Genomic DNA, 16,148 nt, shown 5'->3' on the forward strand with positions numbered 1-16,148 from the left:
ATGCTTTTCGCCCTTCTCTGCAAGGACAAGCCCGGCCATCTCAATGTGCGCATGGAAACGCGCCCGACCCATCTCGATTATCTCAACAAGCTGAATGCCGAAGGCAAGCTTGCCATGGCTGGCCCGTTCCTCGATGCGGAAGGCAAGCCGAATGGCAGCCTTGTGATCGTCCATGCCGAAACGGCTGATGATGCCAAGGCACTCGGCGCTGCCGATCCCTATGCACTGGCCGGCCTGTTCGAAAGCGTCGAGATTAAGCCCTTCAACTGGGTCTTCAACAAGCCGGAGGCTTAAGCAGGATGGCGCATTGGCTATACAAGTCCGAGCCTGCTGCCTGGTCTTGGGAACAGCAGAAGGCAGCCGGCGAGAAGGGCACCGAATGGACCGGTGTGCGCAACTACCTGGCGCGCAACAACATGCGGGCCATGCAGATTGGCGACAAGGGTTTCTTCTACCATTCCAATGACGGGCTGGAGATCGTCGGTATCGTAGAGGTCTGCGCGCTCTCGCATCCGGATTCGACGGCGAAGGGCGACGACCGCTGGGATTGTGTCGATATCCGCGCCGTCATGGATGTGCCGAAGCCGGTGACGCTGAAGGACATCAAGGTAAACGAGAAGCTGTCCAAGATGTCGCTGGTCACTTCGATGCGGCTTTCCGTGCAGCCGGTGACGGATGACGAATGGGCCGAGGTCTGCCGCATGGGCGGTTTTGACAACCCGCCGCGCTGAGCCGCTTTGAAAACCGACCCGGAAACCTTCATCCGCGCCAATACCAGCCTGCTTGCTCCGCCGCATGTGCCGGAGATCCGGCTCTATCTGGCGAGCGAAGCCCATGAGCTCTGGTTGAAGACGGAGGAGGAGCTGCAGGCGATCGGCCTGCCGCCGCCGTTCTGGGCCTTTGCCTGGGCGGGCGGGCAGGGGCTGGCGCGCTATGTTCTCGATCATCCCGAAACAGTCCGCGGCAAGCGTGTCCTCGATTTCGCGAGCGGTTCCGGACTGGTCGGCATCGCAGCGAGCAAGGCTGGAGCCGCTGAGGTTCTTGCTGCTGATATCGATCCGTGGTCGCAGACGGCGGTGCGGCTGAATGCGGCCGCTAATTCTGTTTCGCTTGAGTTCGACGGAGCTGATCTCATCGGGCGCGAGGTTGATGCGGATGTCGTGCTTGCGGGGGATGTCTTCTACGACAAAACTTTCGCCGCTGCGCTGATACCGTGGTTCGAGGCACTTGCGGCCATCGGCAAGGACGTGTTGGTCGGCGATCCCGGGCGCGCCTATTTGCCAAAAGACAGGGTGGAATTCTGCGCCGTTTATGAAGTGCCCGTGACCCGGGCGCTTGAAGATAGCGAGGTCAAGAAGACGACTGTCTGGCGGTTCAGGCCTTAGGGCCGGATGACACAGACGTTGGCCTCGTAGGAGCAGGGATCATCGGCGATGCCGACATCGATGACTTTGGCCTTGGGGGCAAGGTTGCGTTCCGGTGCAGCCAGGCGAAAGTACCCGTCGCCGCCGATATAGGTTCCGCCATCCGTTTGATAGGCGTAGGACGATCCGGCGTAGATGCCGTTGCTCCCGTAATTCTGATCATAGCTCTGGGGCTGGGACATAATGACGACGACGTTGCGGCCACCGTAGCGGCTTGTCCCCGGATAGTTGAACTGTTTGAGAAAAGGGGTGCGGGGGCGATAGCGGATGACGTTGTCGTGTGTGAAGTGAAGGCCACTATCCCAATGAGTGCGCCTGCCGAGGAAGACGCCGTCATTAAAGCCTTTATGGCGCGGAAAGCGATGATCGAAGTTGCGCTCTCCTGCTGCTGCGGGCAGCGCTGTCAGCACCGCAAGGAGAGCGAGGGTGGTCTTGGACTGACTGCGAAACATGGACCAAACTCCGAAACGCTAACAAATCGTTAACGCCAGATTGCGCCAAAAGGCTGATCTTGTCCACGCAGGCGTGCAGTCAGCTTAAAAATCGAGCGAAAGAGACGAGTTTCGCGGCCTTGAAAACTTCCCGGTAACGCGAATCGATTAAATTAAAAGCAGGCAGCAATTATGCTTGTCGTCAGGGGGTTCGGTGATTAAACGTCGACAATGATGCAACGCACACAGAATTTTGTCATTCGTGTGGTTGACTGAGAAAAGCCTCTGACGTCAGGGGCAAAGAGAAGACGCCGCGAGGTTCTGATGGCGAATGTGACAAACCGGCCCCTGTCGCCGCATCTGCAGGTTTATAAGCTAATCCCTACCATGGCCATGTCGATCGTTCACCGTATCACCGGTGGCGCGCTCTACTTCGGCACGTTGCTGGTTGCTTGGTGGCTGATCGCGGCGGCCAGCGGCCAAGCCTATTATGACTGGGCCAACTGGGTGCTTGGCAGCATTATCGGCAAGCTCGTCCTGCTCGGCTACACTTGGGCGCTGATCCACCACCTGCTCGGCGGCTTCCGCCACTTCATGTGGGACCTCGGCCACGGCTTCGAGAAGGAGTTCTCGACCAAGCTCGCTATCGCCAATATCATCGGATCACTCTGTCTGACCGTGCTGGTCTGGGTGATCGGCTTCATCATTCGCTTCTGAAGGTCGCACTCATGGATATGCGCACTCCTCTGGGCAAGGTTCGCGGCCTCGGCTCCGCCAAGGAAGGCACCGATCACTTCTGGCGCCAGCGCCTGACGGCCGTCGCCAACGTGCCCCTCATCATCTTCTTTGCAATCTTCATGATCGTCTATGCTGGCGCGCCTTATGCAGACGTGGTTCACGCGCTGTCGAACCCGTTCGTCGCGGTCGTCATGGGTCTGATGGTCGTTTCCGGCACCATTCACATGAAGCTCGGCATGCAGGTCATCATCGAAGACTATGTTCACGGCGAGATCGGCAAGCTGTTGCTCCTGATGCTGAATACCTTCTTCGCGGTGCTCATCGCCGGCCTCTGTCTCTTCGCCATTCTGAAAATCGCATTCGTAGGATAACCGTATCATGGCAACGTCTTCACCCGCTCAGAATGGGAAGGCCTACACCTATGTCGACCATTCCTATGACGTAATCGTCGTCGGCGCCGGCGGCGCCGGCCTGCGCGCCACGCTCGGCATGGCCGAACAGGGCTTCCGCACAGCCTGCATCACCAAGGTATTCCCGACCCGCTCGCACACGGTTGCCGCCCAGGGCGGCATTGCCGCTTCGCTGCAGAACATGACGCCCGATAGCTGGCAGTGGCACCTCTACGATACCGTCAAGGGCTCCGACTGGCTCGGCGACGTCGATGCCATGCAGTATCTGACCATGGAAGCGCCGAAGGCGGTCTATGAGCTCGAGCATTACGGCGTGCCCTTCTCGCGCAACGAGGAAGGCAAGATCTACCAGCGGCCGTTCGGCGGCCACATGCAGAATTTCGGAGAAGGCCCACCGGTGCAGCGCACATGCGCCGTTGCCGACCGTACCGGCCATGCCATCCTGCATACGCTCTACGGCCAGTCGCTGCGCAACAATGCTGAATTCTTCGTCGAGTATTTTGCGCTCGACCTCATCATGTCCGACGATGGCAGCCGTTGCACCGGCGTCGTGGCCTGGTGCCTCGACGACGGCACGATCCATCGCTTCGCGGCCAAGATGGTGGTGTTGGCGACCGGTGGTTACGGCCGCGCCTATTTCTCGGCAACCTCAGCCCATACCTGCACCGGCGACGGCGGCGGTATGATCGCGCGTGCCGGCCTGCCGCTGCAGGACATGGAATTCGTCCAGTTCCACCCGACCGGCATCTACGGCTCCGGCTGTCTGATTACGGAAGGCGCGCGCGGCGAAGGCGGTTATCTCGTCAATTCCGAAGGCGAGCGCTTCATGGAGCGTTATGCGCCGTCGGCCAAGGACCTCGCCTCGCGTGACGTCGTTTCGCGTTGCATGACGCTGGAAATCCGCGAGGGCCGCGGCGTCGGCAAGAACAAGGATCACATCTTCCTGCATCTCGACCATCTCGATCCGGCCGTGCTGCACGAGCGCCTGCCGGGTATTTCCGAGAGCGCCAAGATCTTTGCCGGCGTTGATGTAACGCGCGAACCGATCCCGGTCCTGCCGACCGTTCACTACAATATGGGCGGCATTCCGACGAACTACTGGGGTGAGGTGCTCAATGCCGACAGCTCCAATCCGGAACGCATCATCCCCGGTCTGATGGCCGTCGGTGAAGCAGGCTGCGCCTCGGTTCACGGCGCCAACCGCCTTGGCTCCAATTCGTTGATCGATCTCGTGGTCTTCGGCCGCGCGGCTGCAATCCGTGCTGGTGAGATCATTGATCGCGACGCACCGGTACCGGCGTTGAACATTGCTGCCTGCGACAAGATCATGGATCGTTTTGACGGCCTGCGTCACGCAAGTGGCGGCACGCCGACGGCCGTGTTGCGTGAAAAGATGCAGCGCGCCATGCAGGAAGATGCGGCCGTCTTCCGTACGCAGGAATCGCTGGAATCCGGCTGCCGTCGTCTTTCGGAAATCTGGGGCGAACTCAAGGACATCAAGGTCACCGATCGCTCGATGATCTGGAACTCCGATCTCGTCGAGACATTGGAACTGCAGAACCTGATGGCCAATGCCATCACGACGATCTACGGCGCCGAAGCCCGTAAGGAAAGCCGCGGCTCGCACGCCCGTGAAGACTACACGTCAGGTGCCTTCGCAGGCCGAGACGACGTCAACTGGCGCAAGCACACGCTGGCCTGGGTGAACGAGGCGGGCGACGTGAAGCTCGATTATCGGCCTGTCCACACCGACCTCATTGCAGACGGCATCGATCCGCACAAGATCGAGCCGAAGGCCCGCGTATACTGATCAGAGGAACCTGACATGGTTGAACTCGCTCTCCCCAAGAATTCCCAGATGCGCGAAGGCAAGGTGTGGCCGAAGCCGGCGGGTGCCAAGAACACCCGTGAGTTCCGCGTCTATCGCTGGAGCCCGGATGACGGCCAGAACCCGTCGATCGACACGTTCTATGTCGATGTCGACGATTGCGGGCCGATGGTTCTTGATGCGCTTCTCTACATCAAGAACAAGATCGATCCGACGCTGACGCTGCGCCGTTCCTGTCGTGAAGGCATTTGCGGTTCTTGCGCGATGAATATCGACGGCACGAATACGCTCGCCTGCACCAAGGGCATGGACGACATAAAGGGCACGGTGAAGATCTACCCGCTGCCGCATATGCCTGTCGTCAAGGATCTGGTTCCGGATCTCAGCAATTTCTACGCCCAGCATCGCTCCATCGAGCCCTGGCTGAAGACGGTTTCGCCGACGCCCGCCAAGGAATGGAAGCAGAGCCATGAAGATCGTCAGAAGCTCGACGGTCTCTATGAGTGCATCCTGTGTGCCTGCTGCTCGACCTCCTGTCCGAGCTACTGGTGGAACGGCGACCGCTATCTCGGACCGGCCGTGCTGCTGCAGGCCTATCGCTGGCTGATCGATAGCCGTGACGAAGCGACCGGCGAGCGCCTCGACAATCTCGAGGATCCGTTCCGCCTTTATCGTTGCCACACGATCATGAACTGCGCGCAGACCTGCCCGAAGGGTCTGAACCCGGCCAAGGCGATCGCCGAAATCAAGAAGATGATGGTCGAGCGTCGCGTGTGAGCGTCGACGCCTCCATCGAATTCAATTGAGCGTTATCTCGACTTCGCCGAACGGATCGAACTTAATCAAGAACGCGACGGCCGGGTACAACACCTTGCTGACATATTTTATCAGCAAGAAGTCCGGCGAGCGGTCGGTTGAATTGTGCCGGCTTCGCCATAGGTGTCACGAAGGCCGATTTGCATTGTGCTGACTTGATTAACCAAAGTGAAATACGGTAATTCGAACCTAGAATTGAAATATCTCTGCGGTTGAGACGGACATTCGGGAGCTTGATGATGCAGTTGCGATATGTGGTGACGGGTCTAACGGCCGCTCTGGCCTTGGCGGGATGCCAGCGCACCTCATATGACTATAGCAGTAACAGCGCACCTCCGCCGCTGACGGCGCAGCCGGTACCCTCCGTGCAGGGCGGCCAGCTTCCGCCTCCGACCGGACAATTTCCTGCCGCTCCGACCTCGACGGCGCCGACGGCGGGTGTTCAGCCGGGTGGCGCAGCGCCCGCGACCTCTCTTGATGTTACCAAGGAATCGATGGTCGGCAGCTGGCGCGTCAACGGCACCTGCGACATGTTCCTGACGCTCACCAATCTCGGCAGCGGCTCGCGGGGCGGTACGCGCGGCTGCGTCGGCGAGCTGACGGCGATGGGTTCCTGGGAAGTGTCCGGCAAACAGGTTCTGCTCAAGGACCGCAGCGGCAACCAGATCGGTTCCGTCTACAAGGTTGCCGACAACAGCTTCAATGGCCAGACCTCGACCGGGCAGCCGATCACCCTCAGCCGGTAAGACAGTCCGGCGGGGTTCCGCCGGTTACGCATAGGCGGACAAGCCCTCATGCAGCCAATGCCAGACTATTCGCTCAGCGTCACCGAGCAGCTCAAATCGCTGACCGCATCGGGGACGTTGCAGGTTGATTCTGCCCAGATGGATGTGGCCAAGTGCCTCGACCGGGTGCTTGCCGCTCTCAAGCGAAAGCGTCCTGCCTCCAAAAGCAGCGCGCTTGGCTGGCTGTTTGCATCCAAGAAGAAGACCGAGGCCGGTATTAGGGGCCTCTATATCCACGGCAGCGTCGGGCGCGGCAAGACGATGCTCATGGACATGTTCTTCCAAATGGCGCCCTGTCGGAAAAAGCGGCGCGCGCATTTCCATGAGTTCATGGCCGATGTGCACAATCGCATCGCCGCCCACCGGCAAAAGCTGAAGAACGGCGAGACGAAGCAGGCCGATCCGATGCCGCCGGTCGCCGCTGCCCTTTTCGAGGAAGCGGAACTTCTCTGCTTCGACGAATTCACGGTCACCGATATCGCCGATGCGATGATCCTGTCGCGGCTATTTTCCGAGCTTTTCGCGCGCGGCTGCGTGCTTGTGGCGACCTCGAATGTCGAGCCGGACAATCTCTATTGGGAGGGCCTCAATCGCGGGCTTTTCCTGCCTTTCGTCGGTCTCCTCAAAAGACATGTCGAGATCGTCTCGCTCGATTCGCCGACCGACTACCGGATGGAGAAGCTGAACAGTCAGCCGGTCTACCTCATCCCGATCGATGAGCGCACTGACATGGCGATGGATGCGTCCTGGACGCAGGCGCTGCACGGTCGCAAGGCGCAGCCGACGGAAATTGCCATGAAGGGGCGGGCAATCCATGTGCCGTTCGCCGTCGATCGCATGGCACGCTTTTCCTTCTCCGATCTCTGCGAAAAGCCGCTGGGTGCTGCCGATTTCCTGGCCATCGCCGAACGCTTCGATACGATCTTCCTCGATCACATTCCCTTGCTCGGTCCTGAAAAGCGGAACCAGATCAAGCGCTTCATCATTCTGATCGATACGCTCTACGATCATGGCACCCGCCTTTATGCTTCCGCCGCCGCCATGCCCGAGGAACTGCTCATCGAAAGATGCGGCACCGAAGGTTTTGAATTCGATCGTACGGCATCTCGTCTTTTTGAGATGAGAAGCGCCGAATATCTTGCGGCGCATCACGAACGGCGGGCTGCCGAGTAACACTTTGGTGACAATTGATCTTACGTTTACGTAAGAATTTTAATATCTAAACGATTGAAATTGCTGCACCAAAAATAATGGATTGCCATTTTTTGGCTTTGGGTCTATGCGATTGCGGCATTGGGCGATGCCCGCGCGTCGCCCGACGGATTTTGATCGCAAAGGAAAAGCGAAATGGCGCGTAACAAGATCGCACTCATCGGTTCTGGCATGATTGGTGGCACGCTGGCGCATCTCGCCGGCCTGAAGGAACTGGGCGATATCGTCCTCTTCGACATTGCCGACGGCATTCCCCAGGGCAAGGGCCTCGACATCGCACAGTCCTCACCGGTTGAAGGCTTCGATGCCAACCTGACCGGCGCCAGCGACTATTCCGCGATCGAAGGCGCTGACGTCTGCATCGTCACCGCCGGCGTTCCGCGCAAGCCGGGCATGAGCCGCGACGACCTTCTCGGCATCAACCTGAAGGTCATGGAGCAGGTCGGCGCCGGCATCAAGAAGTATGCCCCGAACGCTTTCGTCATCTGCATCACCAACCCGCTCGACGCCATGGTCTGGGCGCTGCAGAAGTTCTCCGGCCTGCCGGCCAACAAGGTTGTCGGCATGGCCGGCGTTCTCGACTCCTCGCGCTTCCGTCTTTTCCTCGCCAAGGAATTCAACGTTTCCGTTCAGGACGTCACGGCCTTCGTTCTCGGTGGCCACGGCGACACGATGGTGCCGCTCGCCCGTTATTCGACCGTCGGCGGCATCCCGCTGACCGACCTCGTCACCATGGGCTGGGTCACCAAGGAACGCCTCGAAGAAATCATTCAGCGTACCCGTGACGGCGGCGCCGAAATCGTCGGCCTCTTGAAGACCGGTTCGGCCTATTACGCTCCGGCTGCTTCCGCGATCGAAATGGCCGAATCCTACCTCAAGGACAAGAAGCGCGTTCTGCCTTGCGCTGCCCACCTCACGGGTCAGTACGGTGTCAAGGACATGTATGTCGGCGTTCCCACGGTCATCGGTGCCGGCGGCGTCGAGCGCATCATCGAGATCGACCTCAACAAGACCGAGAAGGAAGCCTTCGACAAGTCCGTCGGCGCCGTTGCCGGTCTCTGCGAAGCCTGCATCAACATCGCGCCCGCTCTCAAGTAATCGGTGCGCTGACGTTATCGAAATAGGGACAAACCCATGAACATTCATGAATATCAGGCCAAGGCTCTGCTGAAGACCTATGGCGCGCCGGTTGCGCAGGGTGTGGCTATCCTCAAGGTTGAAGAAGCCGAGGCTGCCGCCAAGTCGCTTCCTGGTCCGCTCTACGTGGTCAAGAGCCAGATCCATGCGGGCGGCCGCGGCAAGGGCAAGTTCAAGGAGCTCGGCCCGGATGCCAAGGGCGGTGTCCGTCTCGCCAAGTCGATCGACGAAGTCGTTGCGCATGCCAAGGAAATGCTTGGCAATACGCTGGTAACCGCGCAGACCGGCGAAGCCGGCAAGCAGGTCAATCGCCTCTACATCGAAGACGGTGCCGACATTGCTCGCGAGCTCTATTGCTCGCTCCTGGTCGACCGCTCGGTCGGCAAGGTAGCCTTTGTCGTTTCGACCGAAGGCGGCATGGATATCGAAGCAGTCGCCCACGACACGCCTGAGAAGATCCACACGATCGCCATCGATCCGGAAGCTGGTGTGACGGCTGCCGACGTTGCCGCAATCACCAAGGCACTTCAACTCGATGGTGCAGCCGCCGAAGACGCCAAGACGCTCTTCCCGGCGCTCTACAAGGCTTTCGGCGAGAAGGACATGGCCCTGCTCGAGGTCAACCCGCTGATCGTCATGAAGGATGGCCACCTGCGCGTCCTCGACGCAAAGATGTCTTTCGACGGCAACGCTCTTTTCCGTCACGATGACGTCAAGACGCTGCGCGACGAGACGGAAGAAGACGCCAAGGAAATCGAGGCCTCCAAGTGGGATCTCGCTTACGTAGCGCTCGACGGCAATATCGGCTGCATGGTCAACGGCGCCGGCCTTGCCATGGCGACGATGGACATCATCAAGCTCTACGGCAAGGAGCCGGCAAACTTCTGCGACGTCGGCGGCGGTGCTGGCAAGGAGAAGGTTGCTGCGGCCTTCAAGATCATCACGGCTGACCCCAAGGTCGAAGGCATTCTCGTCAACATCTTCGGCGGCATCATGAAATGCGATGTCATTGCCGAGGGCGTCATTGCCGCGGTCAAGGAAGTCGGTCTCAAGGTTCCGCTCGTCGTTCGCCTCGAAGGCACCAATGTCGAGCTCGGCAAGAAGATCCTGAACGAGTCGGGTCTGGCGATCACGGCGGCTGACGATCTCGACGATGCGGCCAAGAAGATCGTCGCTGCGATCAACGGTTGAGAACGGTCATGGCTTTCCAGTCCACGCCTAGTGCTGCTCATCTCCGCCTCGATGCCTTCTCCGGTGTCTGGGAAGGGGAAGAGCATGTCGCGGCTTCGGCGTGGACGAAGGAAGGCAAGGCCAGCGCTTCGCTTTCTGGCGAGGCGCTGTTCGGCGGATTTTTCCTCGAGCAGCGTTACTGTCAGATGCGCGGCGGCGAAGTTTCCTTCGAAGCCCGCAATGTTTTCGGTTTCGATAGTTCGGACCAGGCTTACAAGCTCTACCAGTTCGACAGCGTCGGTTTTGCTCCGCCCACCCCGGCTTCCGGCGCGTGGAATGGCGATGAACTCGTGCTGATCAAGACTTCTCCGCGTGGCAGGCAGCGCACCGCGTTCACATTTGAAAATGAAGACTGCTACCGGATGGGCGTCAGCTTTTCGCCTGCAGGCAGCGATACTTGGCAGGAGGTCGTCAGCGGCATCTATCGTCGCGCGTCCCTCACGTCTTCCAACCTCTCCTAGACAAAGGCCTCGCATGTCTATTCTCGTCAACAAAGACACCAAGATCCTTGTTCAGGGTCTGACCGGCAAAACCGGTACATTCCACACCGAACAGGCGCTTGCTTATTACGGCACGCAGATGGTCGGCGGTATTCACCCGAAGAAGGGCGGCGAAACCTGGACCGGTTCCAAGGGCGAAAGCCTGCCGATCTTCGCTACCGTTGCCGAAGGCAAGGAAAAGACCGGCGCCGACGCGACCGTTATCTATGTTCCGCCGGCAGGTGCTGCCGATGCAATCATCGAGGCGATCGACGCCGAGATCCCGTTCATCACCTGCATCACCGAAGGCATCCCGGTCATGGACATGGTTCGCGTCAAGGCTCGCCTCGACCGCTCCAAGTCGCGCCTGCTCGGACCGAACTGCCCGGGCATCCTGACGCCGGAAGAATGCAAGATCGGCATCATGCCGGGCTCGATCTTCCGCAAGGGTTCGGTTGGTATCGTTTCCCGCTCGGGCACGCTGACCTACGAAGCCGTCTTCCAGACCTCCAACGAAGGTCTCGGCCAGACGACGGCTGTCGGCATCGGGGGTGACCCGGTCAAGGGCACCGAATTCATCGACGTGCTCGAAATGTTCCTGGCCGACGAAGCCACGACCTCGATCATCATGATCGGCGAGATCGGCGGCTCGGCTGAAGAAGACGCAGCGCAGTTCCTCAAGGACGAAGCCAAGAAGGGCCGCAAGAAGCCGATGGCCGGCTTCATCGCTGGCCGTACCGCGCCGAAGGGCCGCACCATGGGCCATGCCGGTGCTGTGGTTTCCGGCGGCAAGGGTGACGCGGAATCGAAGATCGCGGCGATGGAATCGGCAGGCATCAAGGTGTCGCCATCTCCGGCTCGCCTCGGCAAGACGCTGGTTGAAGTCCTCAAGGGCTAAACCAACTTACATCTCCGGGCGGAGGAACGGCATCCGACCTTCGCCCGGCTCTCCATTTCAATCAGGATGCGCCGCGGACAGGCGGCAATCGGAATGCGGCAGCCGGCGATGAAGCCGGCAAATTCATCTAAGTCAGGAGGCGGACGGAAGCGTCCGCGTAACACCATGGCACGGCAAGAAGCCAACGAGCAATTTCAGATCACCTCGTTTCTGGATGGCGCCAATGCTGCCTATATCGAGCAGCTCTACGCCCGTTATGAAGACGATCCAAACTCGGTAGACGACCAGTGGCGGTCCTTCTTCAAGGCGCTGGAAGACGATCCTGCTGATGTGAAGAAGGCGGCGAAGGGCGCTTCCTGGCGCAAGAAGAACTGGCCGCTGCAGGCAAACGGCGATCTCGTCTCAGCGCTCGATGGCGACTGGGGCATCGTCGAAAAGGTCATCGAGACCAAAGTAAAGGCGAAGGCCGAAGCCGCCGGTCAGCCGGCAGGCGCCGCCGACGTGCTGCAGGCGACGCGCGATTCCGTCCGCGCTATCATGATGATCCGTGCCTATCGCATGCGCGGCCACCTGCACGCCAAGCTCGATCCGCTCGGCATTGCTGCCGCGGTCGAAGATTATCACGAGCTTTCGCCCGAAAATTACGGCTTCACGGCTGCCGACTACGATCGCAAGATCTTCATCGATAATGTGCTCGGGCTCGAATATGCGACCCTTCGCGAGATGATCGAGATCCTCGAGCGCACCTATTGCTCGACCCTCGGCGTCGAATTCATGCATATCTCCAATCCGGAAGAAAAGGCATGGATCCAGGAACGCATCGAAGGTCCGGATAAGGGCGTTGCCTTCTCGGCCGAAGGCAAGAAGGCGATCCTCGCCAAGCTTGTCGAAGCCGAAGGTTATGAGCAGTTCCTGGACGTCAAGTTCAAGGGCACCAAGCGCTTCGGCCTTGACGGCGGTGAATCGCTGATCCCGGCGCTCGAACAGATCCTGAAGCGTGGCGGTCACCTCGGCCTCAAGGAAGCCGTTTTCGGCATGGCGCACCGCGGCCGCCTGAACGTGCTTTCCCAGGTCATGGGCAAGCCGCACCGCGCTATTTTCCACGAGTTCAAGGGCGGCTCCTACGCGCCTGACGAAGTCGAAGGTTCGGGCGACGTGAAGTACCATCTGGGTGCTTCCTCCGACCGCGAATTCGACGGCACCAAGGTGCACGTCTCGCTGACGGCAAACCCGTCGCATCTCGAAATCGTCGACCCCGTCGTCATGGGCAAGGCGCGCGCCAAGCAGGACATGAGCGCCACTGTCTGGGACGGCGACATCATTCCGCTGTCCGAACGCGCCAAGGTTCTGCCGCTGCTGATCCACGGCGACGCGGCCTTTGCCGGTCAGGGCGTCATTGCCGAAATCCTCGGTCTTTCCGGTCTGCGTGGCCACCGCGTTGCCGGCACGATGCACGTCATCATCAACAACCAGATCGGCTTCACCACGAACCCGGCCTTCTCGCGCTCGTCGCCCTATCCGTCCGACGTTGCCAAGATGATCGAAGCACCGATCCTGCACGTCAATGGCGACGATCCGGAAGCTGTGGTCTATGCGGCCAAGGTTGCGACCGAATTCCGCATGAAGTTCCACAAGCCTGTCGTGCTCGACATGTTCTGCTATCGCCGCTACGGCCACAATGAAGGCGATGAGCCATCCTTCACGCAGCCGAAGATGTACAAGGTCATCCGTGGCCACAAGACGGTACTGCAGCTCTATGCGGACCGCCTCGTCCGCGAAGGCCTGCTGACCGACGGCGAAGTCGAAAAGATGAAGGCCGACTGGCGCGCCCATCTCGAGCAGGAGTTCGAAGCCGGCCAGCACTACAAGCCGAACAAGGCCGACTGGCTGGACGGCGAATGGTCCGGCCTGCGCACGGCTGACAATGCAGACGAACAGCGCCGCGGCAAGACCGCTGTGCCGATGAAGACGCTCAAGGATATCGGCCGCAAGCTGTCGGAGATTCCGGCGGGCTTCAACGCGCATCGCACGATCCAGCGTTTCATGGAAAACCGCGCCAACATGGTCCAGAGCGGCGAAGGCCTCGACTGGGCGATGGCGGAAGCGCTTGCTTTCGGTGCGCTTGTCGTCGAGGGCCACAAGATCCGTCTGTCCGGTCAGGATTGCGAACGCGGCACCTTCTCGCAGCGTCATTCGGTTCTCTATGATCAGGAAACCGAAGAGCGCTACATCCCGCTCGCAAACCTGTCGCCGACGCAAGCTCGATACGAAGTCATCAACTCGATGCTTTCGGAAGAAGCCGTTCTCGGCTTCGAATACGGCTATTCGCTGGCTCGCCCGAATGCGCTGACGCTCTGGGAAGCCCAATTCGGCGACTTCGCAAACGGTGCGCAGGTCGTTTTCGACCAGTTCATCTCGTCTGGCGAACGCAAGTGGCTGCGCATGTCTGGCCTCGTCTGCCTGCTGCCGCACGGCTATGAAGGCCAGGGTCCGGAACACTCGTCCGCCCGTCTGGAGCGTTATCTCCAGCTCTGCGCTGAGGATAACATGCAGGTCGCCAACGTTACGACGCCGGCGAACTACTTCCACATCCTGCGCCGCCAGCTGAAGCGCGATTTCCGCAAGCCGCTGATCCTGATGACGCCGAAGTCGCTGCTGCGCCACAAGCGTGCTGTCTCGACGCTTGCCGAAATGGCCGGCGAATCCTCCTTCCATCGTCTCCTGTGGGACGATGCCGAGGTCATCAAGGACGGTCCGATCAAGCTGCAGAAGGATGCCAAGATCCGTCGCGTCGTCATCTGCACCGGCAAGGTCTATTACGACCTGCTGGAAGAGCGCGAAAAGCGCGGCATCGACGACATCTATCTGCTGCGTATCGAACAGCTCTATCCGTTCCCGGCCAAGGCGCTCATCAACGAGCTGTCCCGCTTCCGGAACGCCGAGATGGTCTGGTGCCAGGAAGAGCCGAAAAACATGGGCGCCTGGTCGTTCATCGACCCGTATCTGGAATGGGTGCTTGCCCATATCGACGCGAAGTATCAGCGCGTTCGCTACACGGGTCGCCCGGCCGCCGCTTCGCCGGCAACGGGCCTGATGTCCAAGCATCTGTCGCAGCTCGCCGCGTTCCTCGAGGATGCGCTGGGCGGCTAACGAAAGGGGAGCGCGATGGCATATTTCTTCATGAGACTTGTGCCGCCGCGCCCCACGTTCCCGCATGACGGGACCGGGGAGGAAATGGCGGCGATGAAGCGCCATGCCGAATACTGGCACCAGAAGGCCCTGGCGGGATCGGCGATTGCCGTCGGTCCCGTTTTAGAGGCTGGAGGGTCTTTCGGCATCGCCATTGTCGAGGTCACGGATCAGGCGGCAGCCAAAGCGCTTGCCGATGCGGACCCGATCATCACTTCCGGTTTCGGTTTCCGTTTCGATGTCTCGCCGATGCCCTCAATCATTCTCCGGCCGCAGGCCGGGACCGCCATCTAACACGATAACAAGCACAATCAGGATTTGAACAATGGCCACAGAAATCCGCGTTCCAACACTCGGTGAATCCGTCAGCGAGGCAACCGTCGGCACCTGGTTCAAGAAGGTCGGCGACGCCGTGAAGGCCGACGAGCCCATTCTCGAGCTTGAAACCGACAAGGTGACCATCGAAGTTCCGGCGCCGACATCCGGCACGCTTTCGGAAATCGTCGCCCAGGCTGGCGAGACGGTTGGTCTCGGTGCGCTCCTCGGCCAGATCGCCGAAGGTGCTGCTGCCGCAGCTGCTCCAGTTGCCGCAGCTCCGGCTGCAGCACCGGCTCCGACGCCAGCTGCTCCGGTTGCTGCCGCTGCCGCTCCAGCCGCCTCCGTATCCTCCATGCCGCCGGCTCCGGCTGCCGCAAAGATGCTCGCAGAAAACAATCTCTCCGCCGATCAGGTCGATGGTAGCGGCAAGCGCGGCCAGGTGCTGAAGGGTGACGTCATCGCCGCTGTCGCCAAGGCTGCAGCAGCTCCAGCCGCTGCACCGGCAGCGCCTGCTGCACCGCGTGGTCCTTCGACGGTAGAAGATGCCGGCCGCGAAGAGCGCGTGAAGATGACGCGCCTGCGCCAGACGATCGCCAAGCGTCTCAAGGATGCACAGAACACGGCTGCCATGCTCACCACCTACAACGAGGTGGACATGAAGGCCGTCATGGACCTGCGCAACAAGTACAAGGATGTCTTCGAGAAGAAGCATGGCGTGAAGCTCGGCTTCATGGGCTTCTTCACCAAGGCGGTCACGCATGCCCTCAAGGAACTGCCGGCCGTCAACGCCGAGATCGACGGTACCGACATCATCTACAAGAACTACTGCCATGTCGGCATGGCCGTCGGCACTGACAAGGGTCTGGTCGTCCCCGTCATCCGCGATGCCGACCAGATGTCGATCGCCGAAATCGAGAAGGAACTCGGCCGTCTCGCCAAGGCGGCCCGTGACGGCTCGCTCTCCATGGCAGAGATGCAAGGCGGCACCTTCACCATCACCAATGGTGGTGTCTACGGCTCGCTGATGTCTTCGCCGATCCTCAATGCGCCGCAGTCCGGCATTCTCGGCATGCACAAGATCCAGGAGCGTCCGGTCGCCATCGGCGGCCAGGTTGTCATCCGCCCGATGATGTATCTGGCGCTCTCCTACGATCACCGCATCGTCGACGGCAAGGAAGCCGTGACCTTCCTCGTGCGCGTCAAGGAAAGCCTGGAAGATCCGGAACGTCTGGTTCTGGACCTCTAAGCGGAGC

At 60.2% G+C, this 16,148-nt stretch carries 17 protein-coding genes; 16 read left to right on the top strand and 1 reads right to left on the bottom strand.

What is annotated here, in order from left to right; all coding sequences use genetic code 11:
• From H4W29_RS10755 to H4W29_RS10765, 3 genes are read left to right on the top strand one after another with little or no spacing between them, the layout of a single operon-like run.
• Positions 1-294 carry a YciI-like protein gene (locus H4W29_RS10755; RefSeq protein WP_183805898.1) on the top strand — a complete coding sequence of 98 codons (294 nt, stop codon included), beginning with the start codon at positions 1-3 and terminating at the stop codon, positions 292-294.
• A gap of 5 nt (positions 295-299) precedes the next feature.
• Positions 300-731, top strand: a complete 432-nt coding sequence (locus H4W29_RS10760; protein WP_192728905.1) for an EVE domain-containing protein — start codon at positions 300-302, stop codon at positions 729-731.
• Positions 732-737: 6 nt separating this feature from the next.
• The gene (locus H4W29_RS10765; RefSeq protein WP_192728906.1) at positions 738-1,385 is read left to right on the top strand and encodes a class I SAM-dependent methyltransferase; all 648 of its coding nucleotides are present in this window, start codon (positions 738-740) and stop codon (positions 1,383-1,385) included.
• Here H4W29_RS10765 and H4W29_RS10770 read toward each other — a convergent pair.
• Complete coding sequence (locus H4W29_RS10770; RefSeq protein ID WP_192728907.1) at positions 1,382-1,876, bottom strand: hypothetical protein; 495 nt, start codon at positions 1,874-1,876, stop codon at positions 1,382-1,384. The two genes, H4W29_RS10765 and H4W29_RS10770, sit on opposite strands and share 4 nt — an antisense overlap.
• Before the next feature lie 303 nt (positions 1,877-2,179).
• Here H4W29_RS10770 and sdhC point away from each other — a divergent pair, with 303 nt between their 5' ends.
• The 13 genes from sdhC (at position 2,180) to odhB (ending at position 16,141) form a co-directional block, all read left to right on the top strand.
• Positions 2,180-2,572, top strand: a complete 393-nt coding sequence (gene sdhC / locus H4W29_RS10775; RefSeq protein WP_192728908.1) for a succinate dehydrogenase, cytochrome b556 subunit — start codon at positions 2,180-2,182, stop codon at positions 2,570-2,572.
• 11 nt (positions 2,573-2,583) lie between these two features.
• Positions 2,584-2,964, top strand: coding sequence for a succinate dehydrogenase, hydrophobic membrane anchor protein (gene sdhD, locus H4W29_RS10780; protein WP_192728909.1), 381 nt, complete (start codon positions 2,584-2,586; stop codon positions 2,962-2,964).
• Between the two features lie 7 nt (positions 2,965-2,971).
• Positions 2,972-4,813 (top strand): succinate dehydrogenase flavoprotein subunit, encoded by a 1,842-nt coding sequence (gene sdhA, locus H4W29_RS10785; protein WP_192728910.1) that lies wholly within the window; start codon positions 2,972-2,974, stop codon positions 4,811-4,813.
• A 15-nt stretch (positions 4,814-4,828) separates the two neighbouring features.
• Positions 4,829-5,608 carry a succinate dehydrogenase iron-sulfur subunit gene (locus H4W29_RS10790; RefSeq protein WP_007822372.1) on the top strand — a complete coding sequence of 260 codons (780 nt, stop codon included), beginning with the start codon at positions 4,829-4,831 and terminating at the stop codon, positions 5,606-5,608.
• 278 nt (positions 5,609-5,886) lie between these two features.
• The gene (locus H4W29_RS10795) at positions 5,887-6,393 is read left to right on the top strand and encodes a protease inhibitor Inh/omp19 family protein (RefSeq protein ID WP_183749654.1); all 507 of its coding nucleotides are present in this window, start codon (positions 5,887-5,889) and stop codon (positions 6,391-6,393) included.
• Between the two features lie 48 nt (positions 6,394-6,441).
• Positions 6,442-7,605 (top strand): cell division protein ZapE, encoded by a 1,164-nt coding sequence (gene zapE / locus H4W29_RS10800; protein ID WP_192728911.1) that lies wholly within the window; start codon positions 6,442-6,444, stop codon positions 7,603-7,605.
• Positions 7,606-7,779: 174 nt separating this feature from the next.
• The gene (gene mdh / locus H4W29_RS10805; RefSeq protein ID WP_007822364.1) at positions 7,780-8,742 is read left to right on the top strand and encodes a malate dehydrogenase; all 963 of its coding nucleotides are present in this window, start codon (positions 7,780-7,782) and stop codon (positions 8,740-8,742) included.
• A 36-nt stretch (positions 8,743-8,778) separates the two neighbouring features.
• Positions 8,779-9,972 carry an ADP-forming succinate--CoA ligase subunit beta gene (gene sucC, locus H4W29_RS10810; RefSeq protein WP_192728912.1) on the top strand — a complete coding sequence of 398 codons (1,194 nt, stop codon included), beginning with the start codon at positions 8,779-8,781 and terminating at the stop codon, positions 9,970-9,972.
• 8 nt (positions 9,973-9,980) lie between these two features.
• Positions 9,981-10,472 (top strand): DUF1579 family protein, encoded by a 492-nt coding sequence (locus H4W29_RS10815; RefSeq protein WP_192728913.1) that lies wholly within the window; start codon positions 9,981-9,983, stop codon positions 10,470-10,472.
• Positions 10,473-10,485: 13 nt separating this feature from the next.
• The gene (gene sucD / locus H4W29_RS10820) at positions 10,486-11,388 is read left to right on the top strand and encodes a succinate--CoA ligase subunit alpha (RefSeq protein WP_192728914.1); all 903 of its coding nucleotides are present in this window, start codon (positions 10,486-10,488) and stop codon (positions 11,386-11,388) included.
• Positions 11,389-11,553: 165 nt separating this feature from the next.
• Positions 11,554-14,538 carry a 2-oxoglutarate dehydrogenase E1 component gene (locus H4W29_RS10825; protein WP_192728915.1) on the top strand — a complete coding sequence of 995 codons (2,985 nt, stop codon included), beginning with the start codon at positions 11,554-11,556 and terminating at the stop codon, positions 14,536-14,538.
• Positions 14,539-14,553: 15 nt separating this feature from the next.
• A complete protein-coding gene (locus H4W29_RS10830) occupies positions 14,554-14,871 on the top strand; it encodes a YciI family protein (RefSeq protein WP_192728916.1) in 318 nt (105 codons plus the stop codon).
• Between the two features lie 31 nt (positions 14,872-14,902).
• Positions 14,903-16,141 (top strand): 2-oxoglutarate dehydrogenase complex dihydrolipoyllysine-residue succinyltransferase, encoded by a 1,239-nt coding sequence (odhB, locus tag H4W29_RS10835; protein ID WP_192728917.1) that lies wholly within the window; start codon positions 14,903-14,905, stop codon positions 16,139-16,141.
• Positions 16,142-16,148: the final 7 nt, after the last annotated feature.

This window comes from Rhizobium viscosum, assembly GCF_014873945.1.
GTDB lineage: Bacteria > Pseudomonadota > Alphaproteobacteria > Rhizobiales > Rhizobiaceae > Rhizobium > Rhizobium viscosum.

What these genes read in the sequence shown, in the direction of transcription:
- H4W29_RS10830 (WP_192728916.1), top strand. Translation starts at nt 14,554, where the DNA reads ATGGCATATTTCTTCATGAGACTTGTGCCGCCGCGCCCCACGTTCCCG.
- H4W29_RS10825 (WP_192728915.1), top strand. Translation starts at nt 11,554, where the DNA reads ATGGCACGGCAAGAAGCCAACGAGCAATTTCAGATCACCTCGTTTCTG.
- mdh (WP_007822364.1), top strand. Translation starts at nt 7,780, where the DNA reads ATGGCGCGTAACAAGATCGCACTCATCGGTTCTGGCATGATTGGTGGC.
- H4W29_RS10760 (WP_192728905.1), top strand. Translation starts at nt 300, where the DNA reads ATGGCGCATTGGCTATACAAGTCCGAGCCTGCTGCCTGGTCTTGGGAA.
- sucC (WP_192728912.1), top strand. Translation starts at nt 8,779, where the DNA reads ATGAACATTCATGAATATCAGGCCAAGGCTCTGCTGAAGACCTATGGC.
- H4W29_RS10770 (WP_192728907.1), bottom strand. Translation starts at nt 1,876, where the DNA reads ATGTTTCGCAGTCAGTCCAAGACCACCCTCGCTCTCCTTGCGGTGCTG.
- H4W29_RS10755 (WP_183805898.1), top strand. Translation starts at nt 1, where the DNA reads ATGCTTTTCGCCCTTCTCTGCAAGGACAAGCCCGGCCATCTCAATGTG.
- sucD (WP_192728914.1), top strand. Translation starts at nt 10,486, where the DNA reads ATGTCTATTCTCGTCAACAAAGACACCAAGATCCTTGTTCAGGGTCTG.
- sdhA (WP_192728910.1), top strand. Translation starts at nt 2,972, where the DNA reads ATGGCAACGTCTTCACCCGCTCAGAATGGGAAGGCCTACACCTATGTC.
- H4W29_RS10815 (WP_192728913.1), top strand. Translation starts at nt 9,981, where the DNA reads ATGGCTTTCCAGTCCACGCCTAGTGCTGCTCATCTCCGCCTCGATGCC.
- sdhD (WP_192728909.1), top strand. Translation starts at nt 2,584, where the DNA reads ATGGATATGCGCACTCCTCTGGGCAAGGTTCGCGGCCTCGGCTCCGCC.
- odhB (WP_192728917.1), top strand. Translation starts at nt 14,903, where the DNA reads ATGGCCACAGAAATCCGCGTTCCAACACTCGGTGAATCCGTCAGCGAG.
- H4W29_RS10790 (WP_007822372.1), top strand. Translation starts at nt 4,829, where the DNA reads ATGGTTGAACTCGCTCTCCCCAAGAATTCCCAGATGCGCGAAGGCAAG.
- H4W29_RS10795 (WP_183749654.1), top strand. Translation starts at nt 5,887, where the DNA reads ATGCAGTTGCGATATGTGGTGACGGGTCTAACGGCCGCTCTGGCCTTG.
- zapE (WP_192728911.1), top strand. Translation starts at nt 6,442, where the DNA reads ATGCAGCCAATGCCAGACTATTCGCTCAGCGTCACCGAGCAGCTCAAA.
- sdhC (WP_192728908.1), top strand. Translation starts at nt 2,180, where the DNA reads ATGGCGAATGTGACAAACCGGCCCCTGTCGCCGCATCTGCAGGTTTAT.